The following is a 16,203-nucleotide window of genomic DNA, read 5'->3' as shown; positions in this document are numbered from 1 at the left end:
TATGTGGATAGGCGCGTCGCCCTTTTTGCTTGCCTTCTCCATGGCTTTTTTCAATTCCTAAAATACAAGCTGCCCGATTCGCCGCTGCCGGGCGCCTGCAAGGCGCTGGCTCTAGGAGACAAGCCATGACCGATTTCAAGAAGCCCACGATCACCGAAATGCGCCCGAAGATCACCGTGATCGGGGTCGGCGGCGGTGGCGGCAACGCCATCAACAACATGATCAACGAAGGGCTTCAGGGCGTCGATTTCGTGGTCGCCAACACCGACGCGCAGGCGCTCGCCATGTCGAAGTCGTCGCGCATCATCCAGCTCGGCGCCGCCGTGACCGAAGGCCTCGGCGCGGGCTCGCTGCCGGATGTCGGCCGGGCGGCGGCGGAAGAATCGATCGACGAGATCATGGATCACCTCGGCGGCACGCATATGTGCTTCGTCACCGCCGGCATGGGCGGCGGTACCGGCACGGGCGCGGCCCCAGTAATTGCGGCGGCGGCACGCAAGGCCGGCATCCTTACGGTCGGCGTCGTCACCAAGCCCTTCAGCTTCGAAGGCAAGCGCCGCATGGAAACGGCCGAGCAGGGCATCGAGCGGCTGCGCGAGGCGGCCGATACCGTCATTGTCATCCCCAACCAGAACCTCTTCCGCATCGCTGACGCCAAGACCACCTTTGCCGATGCCTTCGTGATCGCCGACCGGGTGCTCTATTCGGGCGTTGGCTGCATCACCGACCTGATCGTCAAGGAAGGCCTGATCAACCTCGACTTCGCCGACGTGAAATCTGTCATGAAGGGCATGGGCCGGGCGATGATGGGCACCGGCGAGGCGACCGGCGAGGGCCGCGCGCTGAAGGCGGCCGAAGCCGCCATCGCCAACCCGCTGCTCGACGAAGTGTCGATGCGCGGCGCCCGCGGCGTGCTGATCTCGATCTCCGGCGGCATGGACATGACGCTGTTCGAGGTGGACGAAGCCGCGACCCGCATCCGCGAAGAGGTCTATGACGAAGCCGACATCGTCGTCGGTTCGATCTTCGACCGTACGCTCGACGGTACCTTCCGCGTGTCCGTCGTTGCGACCGGCCTCGACGGCGCGCGCTCATCCGCCAACCCGGCCGGTGCCGCCGTCGGCCAGCCGGCGGCTGAACCTGCACCGACCCGCACGCTGCAATAGCATTCGCATCCATCGCCTGCTTCAAGGACCCTCCCGATGTGATGACGCCATATCGGGAGGGTCCTTGCGTTTGGAGGCTCGAATGAGCGACGAGGGTGTGCCCGCCGATGAGGCGGCAAAGCACGCGCCAGCGGCACCAGGCCGTGCGGCGAGAGCGGTGATGGCGGCTGAGGCGGTGCTTGCGGAACGCTTTCCGCAGGCGATCTTTGCGATCGTCGCGGGCTCGATCCTGCGCGGCGAGGGTACGCAGACCTCGGATATCGACCTGGTGGTGCTGCACGAGGCCCTGCCGGCCGCCTGGCGGGAAAGCTTCCATTTCGACGATTTTCCGATCGAGGCCTTCGTGCACGACTTCGAGACGCTCAACTGGTTTGTCGACCAGGATATGGCGGGCGGTTGCCCGGTGCTTGCGGACATGGTGGCGGGCGGCGTTGCTATCGGGCCTGAGCGGGCGCGTGCCGAAGCGCTTCAGGCCGGGGCGCAACAGCGCCTGGAACGAGGGCCGGCGCCGCTGACGCCTGAGATACGCGACCGACTACGCTACCAGATCACCGATCTGGTGGATGATCTGCGCGATGCACGCCCGGCCGCCGAGATCCGCGCCATTGCCGCCGAACTGACGAAGCCGCTCGCCGATCTGATGCTGCTTGGCCGCGGACGATGGTCTGGGCGCGGCAAATGGCTACCGCGGTTGCTCGTCCGGGCGGACGCGTCGCTTGCCGAAAGCTTCGACACGGCATTGCGCCACGCGGGCGCAGGACAGGCAGCAGAGCTGATCCGGCTTGCCGAGCTGGAACTGGCGCCGCATGGCGGGCCGTTGTTTGCCGGGGACCGTCGGACGGCGCCGCCGGATGCCCGGCGTCCTGGTCTTCTCGCGCAGTGAATGCGCCGGCTCGTGGGATGGCCGCCTCCGATGCCTTGGGCGCGGGTGGGGACATGATCTGTTTGCGAGGAACCGCCGGGACGCTTCAACACGAGCGCCGGCGCCCGCAGGGCTGACGGCCAAGTTCTGGGTGAGCCAACAGCTACGGCGAGTGCAGAGGCGAGGCCTTTGGCCTTCACTTGCTGCGCGGAGGGCGTGGCTCCCGGCGCTCAGCCTCCTCGACCACGGAGAATGGAAGCTCCTCGTACATCGAGCGGTTGAACTCGGCGAAGCTCAGCCTGCCATCGATGAACACTTTGAAGTAGCGCCGGCAGACGTCCTCCGCCATTTCTTTCCGGCTGGAATAGGGCGTTCCCTCAAGCGCATTGTCCTTTAGGTCGGGCAGGTACTCCGATACGCATGCCTCTACATATTGCCGCTGCGCGCCCGGGCGCTTGCGCAACGCGGAGATCGTCCACTCATATTTGGAATAGCTCATATATTGCTCGGTTCGCGGCGCGAACAGGACGATGGCGATTGCGCACAGCAGAGCGACAAACATGCCGCCGGCGACGAGACGAAAGTCCATTTATTCAATCGTATAAATTGTTGCTCATGCCTATGTAAGACAACTTTAACGGTTAGCAAGAGGCGCGCTTACGCGTCGAGTGGTTTCACGAAATGTTCCTCCCCCATTTGGGGGAGGAGGCTACGGGAAAACCACTTTCGTGCTTGGACCGTTCTCCGATCGTTCGGTGTCTATTAGAGGTTGCGAAATTGGGCGCTCCCAATTGCGCCCTCAGCCGGAGCGGGGACGGGCGGGCAGGGCACGATCGGTGGCGGGGCTATGTCGCTGCGCCTGCGGGGCAGCTGCCAGAGACGCCTGGGATGGAAACGGTAACGGTCGGCGGGCCACGACCGTTGTCCTTCGCGCCAACTGGACAAAGGCAATCCCTGTGGTGGCGCTTCGAGCGCGAGTGCCGTCTTCAGCCAGAGATGGGGAGAATGGAGAGGTGTCGCGCCGGGCCGGAGCATCGTTCTGCTACCGGCAGCGCGATCAGCGGGAGGTTCTTAAAGGGCGGCCAGCTGTTCGGCTGTTGCAACGATCTGCGTGTTGCCAAGCGAATGATCGGCATATTTGAACACCAGGATGCTCATGACTGAGGCGACAAGGGCTACCAGGATGATGCGCATGGCGTTGCTCCGACTTCCTTCTTGCCTGGCCTTGATCCTTCGTTGCGCCGGGCGGTGATCGATCCGGAAGCCCTGTGCTTTCCGGTCAAAGGCCTTCCGGCCTTTTGTTGAACCTGTTCTAGCAAATGGGCGGGGCCGACTATTGTTCCCGTGGGGACAGCGGGAAATCGCGGAGGAATGCAGCTTTTCGGTGTGCTCCAGCCCGTCCTAGGCCGGAGATTTCCCCGGGGAGCTACACGCCGTGTTGAAGCGGTAGCGCGAGAACGACGGATCGGAGTTGCGGCCGGCCACCGAGAAGTTCAACGGGCGGGTGAAGCGGCGCAGCCGTGTGAATTCGGACGCGTGAGGAGCGCTTCGCATCTCCTCGGGCTTCTGGACCTTCGATGTCGATTTGAAGAGATGGCCGCCGAACGGCTCTAGTGGCCGAGGATCCAGAAGACGACGCCGAACAGCACGATGAATGCGCCGACGGCCAGCAGGAAGCGGGCCATGCCGGTGTTGGTGTCCTTCGTGCCGACGAGACAGTACCAGAGGTGATCGTTATCCATTCCTGACGCTCCATCGAAAGGCGCTGCTGCCGCGCCCGCGCGACCCACCATACACGCAAAGGTCGTCGCGGCACCTGGATGATTGCGTGTCCTCGCCGCCGGACCGAGATCGGTGGAGGACGCGTGCCGTTGGCGGACACGGCATGTCCATGCCGCTGTCGCCATCGACTGCCTGCTTATCCCTCCGCCTCCGCCGTTTCGGCCGCTGCCGGCTTTTTCGCCAGCGCCAGGTTGGCGGCGGCCGCTTCCGCCTCGGCTGCACCGGCAGCGCCGGAGCGCACGGTGACGGCGTTGGAGGCGAGGTCGAGGCCGGCTTCGCGCAGCGCCGGCAGCAGGCGCTTCATCGACTCGCGCTGCAGGATACTGGGGTTGCCGGGGCGGGCGGTGAACTTGAGGCGCACGACGAGCGAGTTTTCGGTGACGTCCTGGATACCTTGCATCTTCAAGGGCACCAGGAATTCGCCGCCGATCTCGGGATCCTCCAGCATGGCAAGGCCGACCTTCTTGATGGTCTTGCGGATTTTCTCGGGGTCGGCATCGCGCTCGAATTTCAACTCGAACTTCACCGTGCTCCAGTCGCGGCTGAAATTGGTGACCGCCTGAAGCTGGCCATAGGGGATCGTGTGGATCTGGCCGTTCTGGTGGCGCAGCCGGAGCGAGCGCAGCGAGATGCGCTCGACCGTGCCCTTGAGCTTGCCGGTATCGACATATTCGCCGACGCGGAAGGCATCGTCGGCGATGAAGAAGATGCCGGAGACGACGTCCTTCACCAGCGTCTGCGAGCCGAAGGAAAGGGCGAGGCCCAGCACGCCGAAGCCGGCGATCAGCGGCGCAATATTGATGCCGAGTGCGGAAAGGATGACGAGGCTGGTGACGGCGAAGATACCGCCGAAGATTAGGTTGCGGACGAGCGGCAGGATGGTCGAAATCCGGCTTTGCTGGTGGACCACCGTATCGTCCTCGCTGTCGCCGGGCAAAGCGAGGCGGGCGGTGGGCGCGAAGGCCTCGAAGCTCTTCCAGAGGAAACTGCAGATCACCCAGCTCGCGACCACCGCAAGGCTGATGCGCTCGAGGATGACGATCCAGCCGATGGCACCGGCCGTATCATGCTGGACGAGCACCGGGCGCCAGAGCGTGATAATCAGATGCAGGCCGATCAGCCAGATGGCGCCGGCAAGCGCCGTCTGGACGCTGCCCGAAATCGCCGCGTGCAGCGCGTGGGAGGCCGGCGTGCGCCGGCGCTCGGCGGCAGCCCCCGCCAGCGAATGGATGCCGAAGGCAAGGATCGGAAGCGCGAGCAGGATGATCTGTGTCGTGCCGCCGGCAAAGCTCCAGGCGGCGCTGTTCGGGCTGCCGGCAACGATGACGCTCATCAGCCAGAGCACGATGGCGCTTGCCGCATAGAATTCGGGCACGCCGAAGGCGATGGCGCGGCGCACCGGGCCTGGGTTTTCACCGGCAAACACCGTGCGGATATCGCCGGCGCCGGCGATGAACCAATAGAGTTTCAACAGCGTCAACAGGGTCACGCCGATCAACAGCCAGCCATCGGTTGCAGCATTCTCCAGTCCGCGCTGGTGGGCAAAGCGCAGGCTGGCGCCGAGGATGGCGCCGATCGCCCCATAGGCGGTCAGCATGTTGGCGTGGAAGCGCGGGTGGGCGATATCGAGCAGGCGGATCTCGGGCCGCGTCGGCGCAAACAGGAAGCGGGCGCCGACTGCATAGACCACGGAGGCGAGGGCGATGGTGATGAGGGCGTGGGCGAGTTCGGCAGAGGCCGTGGCCGGCGTCAGGAACAGGCGGGCAACGGCATGCGCGGCCACGGCGAAGATCGCCAGATAGGCGATGTCGAAGCCAAGCCGGATCAGCGAGGCGCGCATGCGGTGGAGCAGATCGACCACTTCGAACGAGGCGCCGAACAGCCGGTGGATGAGGAGCCGGCTGGCAAAGGCGGCGGCAAGGCCGGCTGCGACGGCGAGCAGGGCCACGGCTGTTACCGAAACCACCGACCAGCCCTCGGCGCGGATACCTGCCGCGACGTCAGCCATCACCCCGGCGATGCCGGACATACCGGCAACGCCCATCTGCAAGCCATTGACAAAACGAGCGGAAAGCGTGTCGAGCGTGTCCGGCTGATCGGGCGAGGACGTTGGTTCAGGCGTCGTGGTTGCGGGTGCAGCCTGATGCGTGGCCGCGCCCCCCGACGCGGGCGTCGTCGGTTCGCCCGAGGCCTGCGCCGCAGCGTCGCGCCACTCGACGGTCACCGACCCGCCGGCCTTGGCGGCGGCGCGCAAGGTCTCCTCGATCTCGGCAGCACTCTGGCCGGGTGTAAGGATCACGGTGACCGGCGGAGGCGTCGTCTCGGCGAGTGCGGGCAGGGCGAGGGTCAGGACGAGAACGAGGCCCGCCAGCAGATGGCGGCAGAGGAAGTGGAAACGCAGCATGAAATTCATCCATCAAAATCGGTTGTCCGCCCTGCGGCCTTGTCCATCACATTACATAACGTTCTAAAATTCCAATCGAATTTTGTGGGGCGGGATGGGGACTGGGCCGCGCCAGGGCCGCCGCTCACCAAGGGTTGCCCTGCGCCGAAGCTGCCCCCTCACTGTCCTGCCGGACATCTCTCCCCGCCAAGCGGGGAGAGAGACGCTGGGCGGACGCTCCGGTGCCAGGTCCTCCGGCCTACTTCGTCGTGTAGCCGCCATTCACCAGGATCGTCTGGCCGGTCATCCACCAGCCGTCGGAGACGAGGAAGCGGATGTAGGGGACGATGTCCTCGATGTCGGTGAGGCCGGTCCTGGAGAAGGCCGAAAGGGCCGATGCGGTTTTGTGATAGGCGACGGCGTCGGCGCCTTCGGCCGGGTAGAAGAAGGGCGTATCCATCGGGCCGGGTCCAATCGCGGTCACGGAGATGCCGCGCGCGCCGAACTCCTTGGCTGCTGCCCGGGTGAAGTGCTCCACCGGCGCCTTGGTGCCGGCATAGGCCGCATAGAAGGGCGTGAAGGCGCCGAGCAGCGAGGTGACCAGCGTGCAGACCTTGCCGTTGTCGCTGACATGCCTGCCGGCCTCGCGCAGGAAGAAGAATGCGGACTTCGAATTGACCGCGCTCATCTCGTCGTATTCGGCCTCGGTGATCTCGACGAAGGGCTTTTTCAGCACCTTGCCGACGGTGTTGACGGCGATGTCGATGCTGCCGAGCGCCGCCTTGGCGTCGGCAAAGAGCTTTTCGACATTGGCGGCGCTGGTGAGATCGCCGGAGAAGGCGTGGGCCGCGGCACCGGTCGCCTTGATCGCCGCCACGGTTTCATCGGCTGCCGCCTTCGTCGCCGCGCTGTTGTAATGAATCGCGATGCCACGGACGCCGTGTGCGGCAAAATCGCGTGCGAGCAGGCCGCCGAGGTTCTTCGCGCCGCCGGCGATGAGGGCGGTTTTGCCGTTGATGCTGTGGTCTGCCATGGGTTTCTCCTGTTGTGGCCGCCTGGTTGCGGATGCTTTCGTTCGGCGGGCGGGGCTACGCATTTGCCCGAGATCGCCCCGCTCTCCGGTACGGGCCGCCTGTGCGACCGCCGCTCGTTGCGGACGTCGTGTCTCTTGCTTCATAGGGGGCGGGCCTTATCGCCGCCGACGCGAGAGGTCGGTGATGCGACCGGCATCGCGACCAGGAGAATATCGTCGGCGCTGCTGGCATAAAGCCCCCGAACGTGACATTACTTGTCAGGAATGACGAACAATGGGAGTGAGGCGTCGCGCGCCGGCATGGACAGGATCGAGCTTTTCCGCATCTTCACCCGTGTCGTCGAAAGCGCGAGTTTTACCCGCGCGGCCGACACGCTGGGCCTGCCGCGCTCCTCGGTTTCGGCGGCGGTGCAGACGCTCGAAACCCGGCTCGGCACGCGACTTCTCCATCGTACCACGCGCAAGGTTGCGCCGACGCAGGATGGGGCAGCCTTCTACGAGCGCTGCCTGCGGCTGATTTCCGATATGGACGAGGCGGAGAACCTGTTTCGCCGCGACACCTCCGGCCCGACCGGACGACTGCGGGTCGACCTGCCGAGCCGCATCGGCCGGCTGATCGTGGCGCCGGCGCTGCCGGAGTTCCTGGCGCGGTACCCCGGCATCGACATCGATCTCGGCATGACCGACCGGGCGGTGCACCTGATCGAGGAAAGCGTCGACTGCGCGCTGCGCGTCGGGCCGCTCGGGGATTCGAGCCTGATTGCCCGGCCGTTCGGCACGCTCCGGCTGATCAATGTCGCAAGCCCCGACTATCTCGAGCGCCACGGCACGCCGGAGACGCCCAACGATCTCAGCGCCCACGTCGCGGTCAACTACGCTTCACCCTCGAGCGGCCGGGTGGAGGACTGGGAATGGATGGAGAACGGCGATGCGCGCACGGTTTCGGTTGCCGGCCGGGTCAGCGTCAACAGCGCCGAAGGCAGCATCGCCTGCTGCCTCGCCGGCCTCGGCCTTATCCAGATCCCGGCCTATGACGTGATCGATCACATCAGAGCGGGCCAGCTGGTCGAGGTGATGCCGCATCACGTCGCCGCGCCGATGCCGATGGCTTTGCTCTACCCGCACCGCCAGCATCTGTCGCGCCGGCTCAAGGTGTTTGCCGACTGGCTGGAGGGGCTGATGCGGGCGGTGATTGCGGCGTGAGGCGGCGATGCGGTTTGGGCTCGCTTTGTTGGCGCGCTCTAGCTGATCGTCTGATGACACCGCCTGCCGTTCCACGGCAGGAACTCGGATCCGCCGGCATTCCACTTGCCGTCGAATTCGGAGAAATCCGGCGTGAAGGTGACGATCAGCTGGCCGTAGCCGTATTTGTCGCGCCACATGAAGCTTCGGGTGAGATCGCTGCCGTCGCCATCGTCGCCGGTTTCGGCGAGTTCACCGTCGACGGACTGGCCCTGATCGGAAAACACGTATTTGCCGACGACCGTACCATCGGCAGCGGTTTCGAAATGCGTCTCGGCGTCCGAGAGCACGCCGGCGGAGGAAAGCTGGCCGCAATAGGTGCCCGAGGGCGCGGTGCTCGTCTCGCCTGCCATCGCCGCAGAGGCGGATGCGGCCACAAGCAGCAGCGCGGCGGTGAAGGAAAGGCTTGCAGGCAACGCGGCACCTTTGGCGTTTCGGGATGTCGCGGTCTCTCGTGATCGCCTGGCAGCAGCGAGTCGCGACGGTTGTCGTCATGGACAGTCATTCGGGATGCAAAATCAAGATGCTCATGCGTCCAGCGCCGGCGCGGTTCTGACGCTGGCGTCGCCGAACAGGCGTCCCTTCTCGGCGACGAGGAAGCAGGCGAGTATCGGAGCGCGATGTGCTTCCACATCGCGCTCCGAGGCATGTCGTCAGGTCAATCAGCTTGCATCAAAGCCCGCGTGAAAGCTGACGCGCCCTGACGGTACCGGACCTTCGAACGCCTTTGCCATGAAGTATTCGGCCGGAACGCCTTCAAGGCGCAGGGCGGCGTGGTTCTCGAAGCCGAAGCGTTTGTAGTAGTCGGGCTCGCCGAGAACGACGCAGCCCTTGGCGCCGGTCTTTGCAAGGCGCGCAAGGCCTTCGCGGATCAGCCTGCCGCCGGTGCCGCTCTTCTGGTGGTCGGGCCTGACGGAGACGGGGCCGAGACCGAACCAGCCCTTGTCCTTCCCGTCGATCGTGACCGGGGAGAAGGCGACGTGACCGATGATTTCGCCCTGGTCGAGGGCGACCAGCGAGATCGTCAAGGCGCCGGCGTTGCGCAGCGCGTCGATGATTTCGGCCTCCGTCTGGCTGCTATAGGCCATCGGCGCAAAAGCGGCCTTGGTGATCTGCCGGATGGTTGCGATGTCAGTCGCTCGTTCGGAGCGTATGTCGATGGTGGTCATTGTCAAAAACCTGTTCTTGAAACCCTTCAGTCGCGCGCTGTCGACCGCGAACGACGGGTATCGTTCGCCGGTGGCGCGGTTTCGCGTCTCGACCGATCGAGACGCTCAGTGGGTGAGAACAAGCTCCAGCATCGACAATTCCTCTGCTCAGTTCAGGCGAGCAGGTTCGGTATAGGGCCAGGCCTTTGCCATGGTCAACAGGCGGCTCTGGTAGCGCAACGCGTTCACGCGGCGGCCGGTTGAGGTCCGTTCCCGCTTCGTCGTTCGCGCCTGTTGCCTGCGTCCTAGTTTTCCTGAACCGAAACGCCGTCCTGGCCGATCTTGATCTCGACGCCCGGCTTCGTCTCTTCCTGGTAGACATAGATGCCGAGGCCGACGACGGCGACGGCAAGCAGGGCGATGACGAGATAGAGGCCGTTTCGGTTCATGCGGAACTCCTTTTTCGCGGTTTCGTCAGGGAAATAGGAGCTTCTCAAGGAAAGACAACGGGATAGCGACGAACATGCGCACGGAGGGTGGCCCGGCCAAGCGACTGAGGGGGCCGATTTGACCACTATGCTGGCGTCTGTGTGGCCGCGCAGGGGAACCTCAGCGCGCCCGCAGCGCCTTCTATTCCTGTGGCGTACAAAGGTTGATTTGCCTGCATTGGTTGATTTTCGCTAATTGAGGCAAATAGATTGAACGACGCGAATGACCGAATGCGGATGGTGGCCGGAATAATGGTGCTTGGAAGTTTCTACCGAAAAACCTTCGACATGGACCATTCGGACACGAGCGCCGCGGCGTTCTTCTCACGCGTGATCAAGCTCGTGCTCTCCTTCTGGGCGGCCGAGTTCTTCATGACCGGCGGGCTCTGGGTGGTGCTGGGCGTCAATCCGGTCGACTACGCGCCGATCAAGCTCGTCGTGTCGCTGGTTTGCGTGCTGATCACGCTGATGATTTCGCACATCGTGGCGATGATGCGCGCGCGGAACATCGCAGCCCAGGTTTTCGTGTCGGCCGTCCTGTCCATTCTGGCGTCGACGGTTGCAACCACCATCGACTATCACCTGTTCACCTATGTGAAGCCCGCAGTCGGTGTCGACTATACAATCGAGAACTTCTGCTACACGCTGTTTTACGGCGTCTCGCTGTTCTTCGGCTGGTCCTGCTTCTTCATCGCCTACATGTACAATCTGAAGGTCAGCGCGCAGGAGCGCCGGCTGGCGATCTCGCGCGAAGAGGCGCTGACCGCGAAGATGCAGGCGCTCTACTACCAGATCAATCCGCACTTCCTGTTCAACACGCTGAACTCGATCGTCGGTCTGATCGAGGAGGGCGCCTCCTCTCAGGCGAGCCGCGTGGTGCTTTCGCTGTCGTCGTTTCTGCGAAAGACGCTGGAGATGGATCCTCTGCGGGATCTGGCGCTTTCGGAGGAGCTGGCGCTGCAATCGGAATATCTGGCGATCGAGAAAGAGCGGTTCTCCGATCGCATCAGCGTCACGCTCGACATTCCGCAGGAGCTGAGAACGGCGCTGGTGCCGAGCCTGATCCTGCAGCCGCTCGTCGAGAATGCCGTGAAGCATGGGCTCGGGCGCTCGTCCGGCGATCTGAAGATCACGATCAGCGCGTCGCAGGAGGAGGACCGGCTGCAGCTTTCGGTCGACAACGTGTCCGATGCCGGCGAAGTCCTGCCGATGGTCAATCGATCCGGGCTCGGTGTGGGGCTTGCGAATGTCGAAGAGCGTGTCAAGGCGCGCTTCCCCGAGGGCGGTTCGCTCATCGCCGGACCGGTCTCCCCGGCCCATTTCCGCGTGACCCTGACCATGCCGTTGAGGGCACCCGCCGCCGATCGGCTTGCCGATGCTGCCATCAACGCCGCGCCGGCCGTGACGGCCTGAACGGGGTGCGACAATGGCTGGCGCGCGCCCCTGGGAGGCGCGCGACGGGAGTAACAGGGGTGGCTCGCGTTCAGACCGAACGCGTCAGGCCGCCATCCACCTTCAGGTTCTGGCCGGTGATGTAGGCGGCACCATCAGAGGCGAGGAAGGCGACGGTGGCGGCGATCTCGGCGCTGGTGCCGTAGCGCTTCATCGGCACGGCATCGCGGCGCTCTTCGGTCGCCGGCAGGCTGTCGATCCAGCCGGGCAAAACGTTGTTCATGCGCACATTGTCGGCCGCATAGGTGTCGGCGAAGATCTTGGTGTAGGAGGCAAGACCGGCGCGGAAGACGGCGGAGGTCGGGAACATCGGCGAGGGCTCGAAGGCCCAGGCGGTGGAGATGTTGATGATCGCGCCCGCCTTCTGCTTCTGCATGATCGGCGTGACGAGGCGGACCGGGCGGATGACGTTCATCAGGTAGACGTCGAGGCCGGTGTGCCACTGCTCGTCGGTGATTTCGAGGATCTGGGCGCGCGGGCCATGGCCGGCGCTGTTGACCAGCACGTCGATCCGGCCCCATTTTTCCATGGCCGCATCGACAAGACGCTTCAGGTCGTCGTTCGACTGGTTGGAGCCGGTGATACCGATGCCGCCGAGCTCGGCGGCGAGCGCCTCGCCCTTGCCGGAGGAGGAGAGGATCGCAACCTTGTAGCCGTCGGCTGCCAGACGCCTGGCGCTCTCGGCACCCATGCCTGAGCCGCCGGCGGTGATTACGGCCACTTTTTCTACTGCCATTTTACCAATCTCCTCATCCATATTCGTGGAATGCCGCTTTCGCGGGTGCTGCCATTGAAATACCATCTCCTCCATGCGACGACGAAGCAATTTCGCTTTCATATGGCAGTAGAAAAACTATCCGATGAGTGATGCACCGGGAAAGCTCCCTTCGCTGAATGGGGTGAAAGTGTTCGAGGTGGCCGCGCGCCACCTGAACTTTCGCCTCGCAGCCGAGGAACTGGGCGTGACGCAAGGGGCCGTCGCCCAGCAGATCCGCGGGCTCGAGGCCGAGCTTGGGGTCAAGCTCTTCGAGCGGTTGCCGCGCGCGCTGGCGCTGACCGGCGAGGGGCGCGCCTATATCGCCGATGTCAGGCGGGCGCTGGAGATCATCGCGCGGGCGACCGACGGGCTGAAGCCCCAGCCGGTGCGGCTGACGATCAGCACCACGCCGTCCTTCGCGTCGCGCTGGCTGATCCCGCGCCTGCCGGATTTCACCGCGCGGCATCCGGATCTCGACCTGCATATTCTGGCGACCGACCGCATGTCGAGCTTCCAGGCCGATGGCGTTGATCTCGCCGTGCGCTACGGGCGGCCACCCTTCGGGCCGGGGCTTGCGGTGGAACTGCTGTTCGAGCAGGAGATCGTCGCGGTCTGCAGCCCGATGCTGCTTGCCGGGCGGCCGGCGCCGAAAACCGCCGAGGAACTGGCCGGCTACACGCTGCTGCACGACGCCCATAATTTCTGGCCGGAGTTCATCGAGCGGCATTTCGGTGGCAGCCGGCAGGCCTCGTTCAAGGGCATCAGCTTCAACCAGACTTCGCACGCGATCGAGGCGGCGACGGCAGGCCAGGGGATCGTTCTTGCCAACCGCGATTTCGTCGCGCGCGATCTCGCCGAAGGGCGGCTCATCCGGCTGTTCGAGGGCTCGATGACTGGGCCCTCGGACTTCTATCTGGTCTGGCCGCGCTACCGAAAGTCGCTCAGCCTTCAAACTGTGATCGCCTGGCTCAGTGACGAGGCGAAAAAGGAGCGGGGAGGCCCGACCGATCGGGATCCTGCAAATGGGTGGCGGAGCGAGGGTTCCTGATCCGCGATCAGCGACGCAGCGCCGTGTCGAGCCGGTAGAGCAGGGCGTGAAACGCGCCTTTGCTGGGCTTTCGTCCCGGCAACTTGCCGACGATGCCTCGGATTTCCGTCGATGCGAGCGCGATCAGCTGCCGGAGTTCCGTTTCGGTGGCGGCTGCCTCGTCGGCTGTTCCGATCGACAGCGCCTGGATGGCGTAGGCGGCGGGGCCGAGCACATGGTTGATCTGGTGCGGCGTCTCGATCGGGTGGGTATAGGGCGCACCGGCCGCAGCAATGGCCGCGCGGGCGGCAGCCTTGGCGGCGGGATCGTCAACCGCGCGCGTCGCTGCCTGGGCGCCCCAGGCGGCTTTGCGCAAGACGGCCGTGCGCGGACCACCCTCGGCAAAGGCGACAGCCGCGGCGATCGCCTCGCGCGGCCGGGTATCGCCCGGCACCGCCGCCTCGAAGACCGGCAGCGCGCGCGCGGCGCACAGGACCGCCCAGCGGGTAATATGGCGCAGGTCGTCTTCGGTCAGGAGCGGTGGTGGGGCTTCGTCGGTCATGGGGTGCTCATGGTGAACAGGCCGAATGCATATCATGCGGTCGCCACGTGACAAGCCGATCGGTTGTATAGAGGGCGCAGGTTGCATCCCTTCATAAACGCCATATCTTTCACCGCCGAGCCATTTGCAGCCGCAAACTCAGGAAAAGGGAGGCTCCATGCCGGCCGTCGGTTCCGATTATGGCGATGTCGTTGCCTGGCGGCGCGACATTCATGCCCATCCGGAGTTGCAGTTCGACGTCCACAGGACGGCGGAGTTCGTGCGTTCCAAACTCGCCGCGTTCGGATGCGACGAGGTCGTGACCGGCATCGGTCGGACGGGCGTCGTGGGCGTTATCCACGGCCAGAAGCGGTCAAGCGGCAGGGTGATTGGCCTGCGGGCGGATATGGATGCCTTGCCAATCGAGGAGGCGACCGGGGCCGCCTGGGCGTCAAGGACAACGGGCGTCATGCACGCCTGCGGTCATGACGGCCACACGGCGATGTTGCTGGGGGCCGCGCGGGAATTGGCCGAGGCGCGAGCATTTGACGGCACGGCCGTGGTCGTCTTTCAGCCGGCCGAAGAGGGCGGCGGCGGTGGCAAGGCCATGGTCGACGATGGCCTTATGGAGCGTTTCGGAATCAACGAGATCTATGCCATGCACACGGAGCCCGGTTTGCCGATCGGGCAGTTTGCCACCGCTTGTGGACCTCTGGCCGCTTCGGCCGATGGCTTCAGGATCAGGGTCGACGGCAAGGGCGCGCATGGCGCTTCCCCGCACGTCAGCGTCGATCCGCTGGTGGTCGGCGCCAATATACTTCTGGCCTTGCAGACGATCGTCTCCCGCAACGTCCATCCGCGTCAGTGCGCCGTGGTCACGGTCGGCTGGATGGCAGGAGGCAAGGCCGGCAACGTCATCCCCCAATCGGCCGAGATGGGCGGGACGACCAGGACCTACGATCCCGGCACGAGAGATCTGATAGAGGCGCGCGTTACCTCCATCGCGCAACGGATTGCCGAGGCCTACGGAGCCAGCGCCACGGTCACCTACAAACGCATGTTTCCGCCGACCGTGAACCATGGAAGAGAGACCGCCTTTGCCGTCAGCGTGGCGCGATCCCTGGTCGGAGACGCGCACGTCAACGACGCCTTGGAGCCGCTGATGGGCTCGGAGGACTTTGCCTTCATGCTCGAAGCGCGCCCCGGCAACATCATGCTGATCGGTAATGGCGACAGCGCGTCGGTGCATGACGCGCGGTTCGATTTCAATGACGATGCCATTCCTTTCGGCGTGGCCTATTTCAGGGCCATCGTGGAGGGCAGAATGCCGCTCTGAGCGATCGGCCGGATGTCCATCGCGCTGCGGCTGCAGCGACGACATCAACGAGGTTTCCTGCCCTCAACGCTCCCAGCCCTCGGTAAACGGAAAGCGTTCCGCCCAGAGCGTCGCGAGCTTCGGATCGGTATCGACGCGGCGGACGATGTCGGCAAGGGTCGGGGCGACCTCGTAGAAGCGGCGGCGGCCGGGTGACCAGCGCGAGGCGGTGGCGACGTAGAGGTCTAGGACCGACAGTTCATCGCCGAGAAGATATTTGCCCGGTTGCAGTTCCGCGCCCATTCGCTGCCAGCAATGGGCGACGCGGTCGAACACGCGGGCCTTGACGGTCGCGTGGTCCTCCTCCCGTTCGGCGATGCGGGAGGGATCGTCGGCAATCCAGTAGAGCGCGTAGATGGCGGCGGATACGAAGGTCATCCATCGGAGAAACGCCGGTCGTCTTGCGTCGGTCACCGCCGGTGCCAGCCGGGCCTCGGGATAGGCATCGGCGAGCCAGATCAGGATCGCGGCACTTTCGGTCATCAGTTCGCCGGTCGGGAGTGCGAGGGCCGGAACCTGGCGCAGGGGATTGATGCGCGCCAGCCTGTCCGCCTCCTGCTTTCCTTCCCAGGGGGTGTGTTCCTCGACGCGGTAGGGCACGCCGATGAGGCTCAAAACGGCCTCGATCGGAACCGATCCTGAGCCTGAGGCTCCGTAGACGACAAACGGCTCGGCCAACTGCTTTTCTCCTCCTTGATCGTGCCGCGACGAATCCGGCCGAAGCCTGGTCGCCCTGCGTCGAGACTGGGGCGGGGCGGCTTTTTCGCGTTGCAGCCGCATAGATCCCCCCTTTTGCGATACAATCAAGGCCCTGAGGTGCAATTGGACGTTTCGCCGCAAATCCCGGTTGCAGCGGGCAGGCGGGCCGATTCCGCTTTCCGCGGCAAGGGGCCCGGTTCCATCTGCCGGAGCGACGGTTCGTCCGCATGCGGACCTTTTGACCGTGC

At 64.8% G+C, this 16,203-nt stretch carries 17 protein-coding genes; 6 read left to right on the top strand and 11 right to left on the bottom strand.

Annotated elements, in window-relative coordinates; all coding sequences use genetic code 11:
- The first annotated feature begins 125 nt into the window (after positions 1-125).
- Together ftsZ and IB279_RS11400 are read left to right on the top strand one after the other, a co-directional pair.
- Positions 126-1,166, top strand: a complete 1,041-nt coding sequence (gene ftsZ, locus IB279_RS11405; RefSeq protein ID WP_034793296.1) for a cell division protein FtsZ — start codon at positions 126-128, stop codon at positions 1,164-1,166.
- A gap of 82 nt (positions 1,167-1,248) precedes the next feature.
- Complete coding sequence (locus tag IB279_RS11400) at positions 1,249-2,049, top strand: nucleotidyltransferase domain-containing protein (RefSeq protein WP_309142277.1); 801 nt, start codon at positions 1,249-1,251, stop codon at positions 2,047-2,049.
- Between the two features lie 175 nt (positions 2,050-2,224).
- Here IB279_RS11400 and IB279_RS11395 read toward each other — a convergent pair whose 3' ends face one another.
- From IB279_RS11395 to IB279_RS11385, 5 genes are all read right to left on the bottom strand, one after another.
- Complete coding sequence (locus IB279_RS11395) at positions 2,225-2,617, bottom strand: hypothetical protein (RefSeq protein WP_034793299.1); 393 nt, start codon at positions 2,615-2,617, stop codon at positions 2,225-2,227.
- Between the two features lie 482 nt (positions 2,618-3,099).
- The gene (locus tag IB279_RS37655; protein ID WP_255380501.1) at positions 3,100-3,222 is read right to left on the bottom strand and encodes a hypothetical protein; all 123 of its coding nucleotides are present in this window, start codon (positions 3,220-3,222) and stop codon (positions 3,100-3,102) included.
- Positions 3,223-3,638: 416 nt separating this feature from the next.
- Positions 3,639-3,770 carry a hypothetical protein gene (locus tag IB279_RS37650; protein WP_256385282.1) on the bottom strand — a complete coding sequence of 44 codons (132 nt, stop codon included), beginning with the start codon at positions 3,768-3,770 and terminating at the stop codon, positions 3,639-3,641.
- Positions 3,771-3,946: 176 nt separating this feature from the next.
- Positions 3,947-6,214 carry a mechanosensitive ion channel family protein gene (locus IB279_RS11390; RefSeq protein WP_192339213.1) on the bottom strand — a complete coding sequence of 756 codons (2,268 nt, stop codon included), beginning with the start codon at positions 6,212-6,214 and terminating at the stop codon, positions 3,947-3,949.
- 238 nt (positions 6,215-6,452) lie between these two features.
- The gene (locus IB279_RS11385; protein WP_192339212.1) at positions 6,453-7,226 is read right to left on the bottom strand and encodes an SDR family oxidoreductase; all 774 of its coding nucleotides are present in this window, start codon (positions 7,224-7,226) and stop codon (positions 6,453-6,455) included.
- 300 nt (positions 7,227-7,526) lie between these two features.
- Here IB279_RS11385 and IB279_RS11380 point away from each other — a divergent pair, with 300 nt between their 5' ends.
- The gene (locus tag IB279_RS11380; protein ID WP_192339211.1) at positions 7,527-8,429 is read left to right on the top strand and encodes a LysR family transcriptional regulator; all 903 of its coding nucleotides are present in this window, start codon (positions 7,527-7,529) and stop codon (positions 8,427-8,429) included.
- Between the two features lie 38 nt (positions 8,430-8,467).
- On the opposite strand, the gene IB279_RS11375 is transcribed toward IB279_RS11380, so the two are convergent.
- The 3 genes from IB279_RS11375 to IB279_RS11365 form a co-directional block, all read right to left on the bottom strand.
- The gene (locus IB279_RS11375) at positions 8,468-8,884 is read right to left on the bottom strand and encodes a hypothetical protein (RefSeq protein ID WP_034793318.1); all 417 of its coding nucleotides are present in this window, start codon (positions 8,882-8,884) and stop codon (positions 8,468-8,470) included.
- A gap of 246 nt (positions 8,885-9,130) precedes the next feature.
- Complete coding sequence (locus IB279_RS11370) at positions 9,131-9,628, bottom strand: GNAT family N-acetyltransferase (RefSeq protein ID WP_034793767.1); 498 nt, start codon at positions 9,626-9,628, stop codon at positions 9,131-9,133.
- A 293-nt stretch (positions 9,629-9,921) separates the two neighbouring features.
- Positions 9,922-10,065 (bottom strand): hypothetical protein, encoded by a 144-nt coding sequence (locus IB279_RS11365; protein WP_034793319.1) that lies wholly within the window; start codon positions 10,063-10,065, stop codon positions 9,922-9,924.
- A 249-nt stretch (positions 10,066-10,314) separates the two neighbouring features.
- Between IB279_RS11365 and IB279_RS11360 the strand changes: the two genes are divergently transcribed.
- The gene (locus tag IB279_RS11360) at positions 10,315-11,517 is read left to right on the top strand and encodes a sensor histidine kinase (protein ID WP_082936511.1); all 1,203 of its coding nucleotides are present in this window, start codon (positions 10,315-10,317) and stop codon (positions 11,515-11,517) included.
- Between the two features lie 70 nt (positions 11,518-11,587).
- Here IB279_RS11360 and IB279_RS11355 read toward each other — a convergent pair whose 3' ends face one another.
- Positions 11,588-12,292 carry an SDR family oxidoreductase gene (locus IB279_RS11355; RefSeq protein ID WP_034793321.1) on the bottom strand — a complete coding sequence of 235 codons (705 nt, stop codon included), beginning with the start codon at positions 12,290-12,292 and terminating at the stop codon, positions 11,588-11,590.
- 124 nt (positions 12,293-12,416) lie between these two features.
- On the opposite strand from IB279_RS11355, the gene gcvA reads away from it, so the two are divergent.
- The gene (gcvA, locus tag IB279_RS11350) at positions 12,417-13,361 is read left to right on the top strand and encodes a transcriptional regulator GcvA (protein WP_112770978.1); all 945 of its coding nucleotides are present in this window, start codon (positions 12,417-12,419) and stop codon (positions 13,359-13,361) included.
- Between the two features lie 7 nt (positions 13,362-13,368).
- On the opposite strand, the gene IB279_RS11345 is transcribed toward gcvA, so the two are convergent.
- Positions 13,369-13,902 (bottom strand): putative immunity protein, encoded by a 534-nt coding sequence (locus tag IB279_RS11345; protein ID WP_034793323.1) that lies wholly within the window; start codon positions 13,900-13,902, stop codon positions 13,369-13,371.
- A gap of 157 nt (positions 13,903-14,059) precedes the next feature.
- Between IB279_RS11345 and IB279_RS11340 the strand changes: the two genes are divergently transcribed.
- Entirely contained in the window at positions 14,060-15,217 is a 1,158-nt protein-coding gene (locus IB279_RS11340; RefSeq protein ID WP_060516119.1) for a M20 aminoacylase family protein, read from the top strand.
- A 63-nt stretch (positions 15,218-15,280) separates the two neighbouring features.
- Here IB279_RS11340 and IB279_RS11335 read toward each other — a convergent pair whose 3' ends face one another.
- Positions 15,281-15,934 (bottom strand): glutathione S-transferase family protein, encoded by a 654-nt coding sequence (locus IB279_RS11335; protein WP_112770977.1) that lies wholly within the window; start codon positions 15,932-15,934, stop codon positions 15,281-15,283.
- Positions 15,935-16,203: the final 269 nt, after the last annotated feature.

It is taken from the genome of Ensifer sp. ENS06 (genome assembly GCF_014852205.1).
Lineage (GTDB): Bacteria > Pseudomonadota > Alphaproteobacteria > Rhizobiales > Rhizobiaceae > Ensifer > Ensifer adhaerens.
This window is presented reverse-complemented; position numbering and strand designations above follow the sequence as displayed.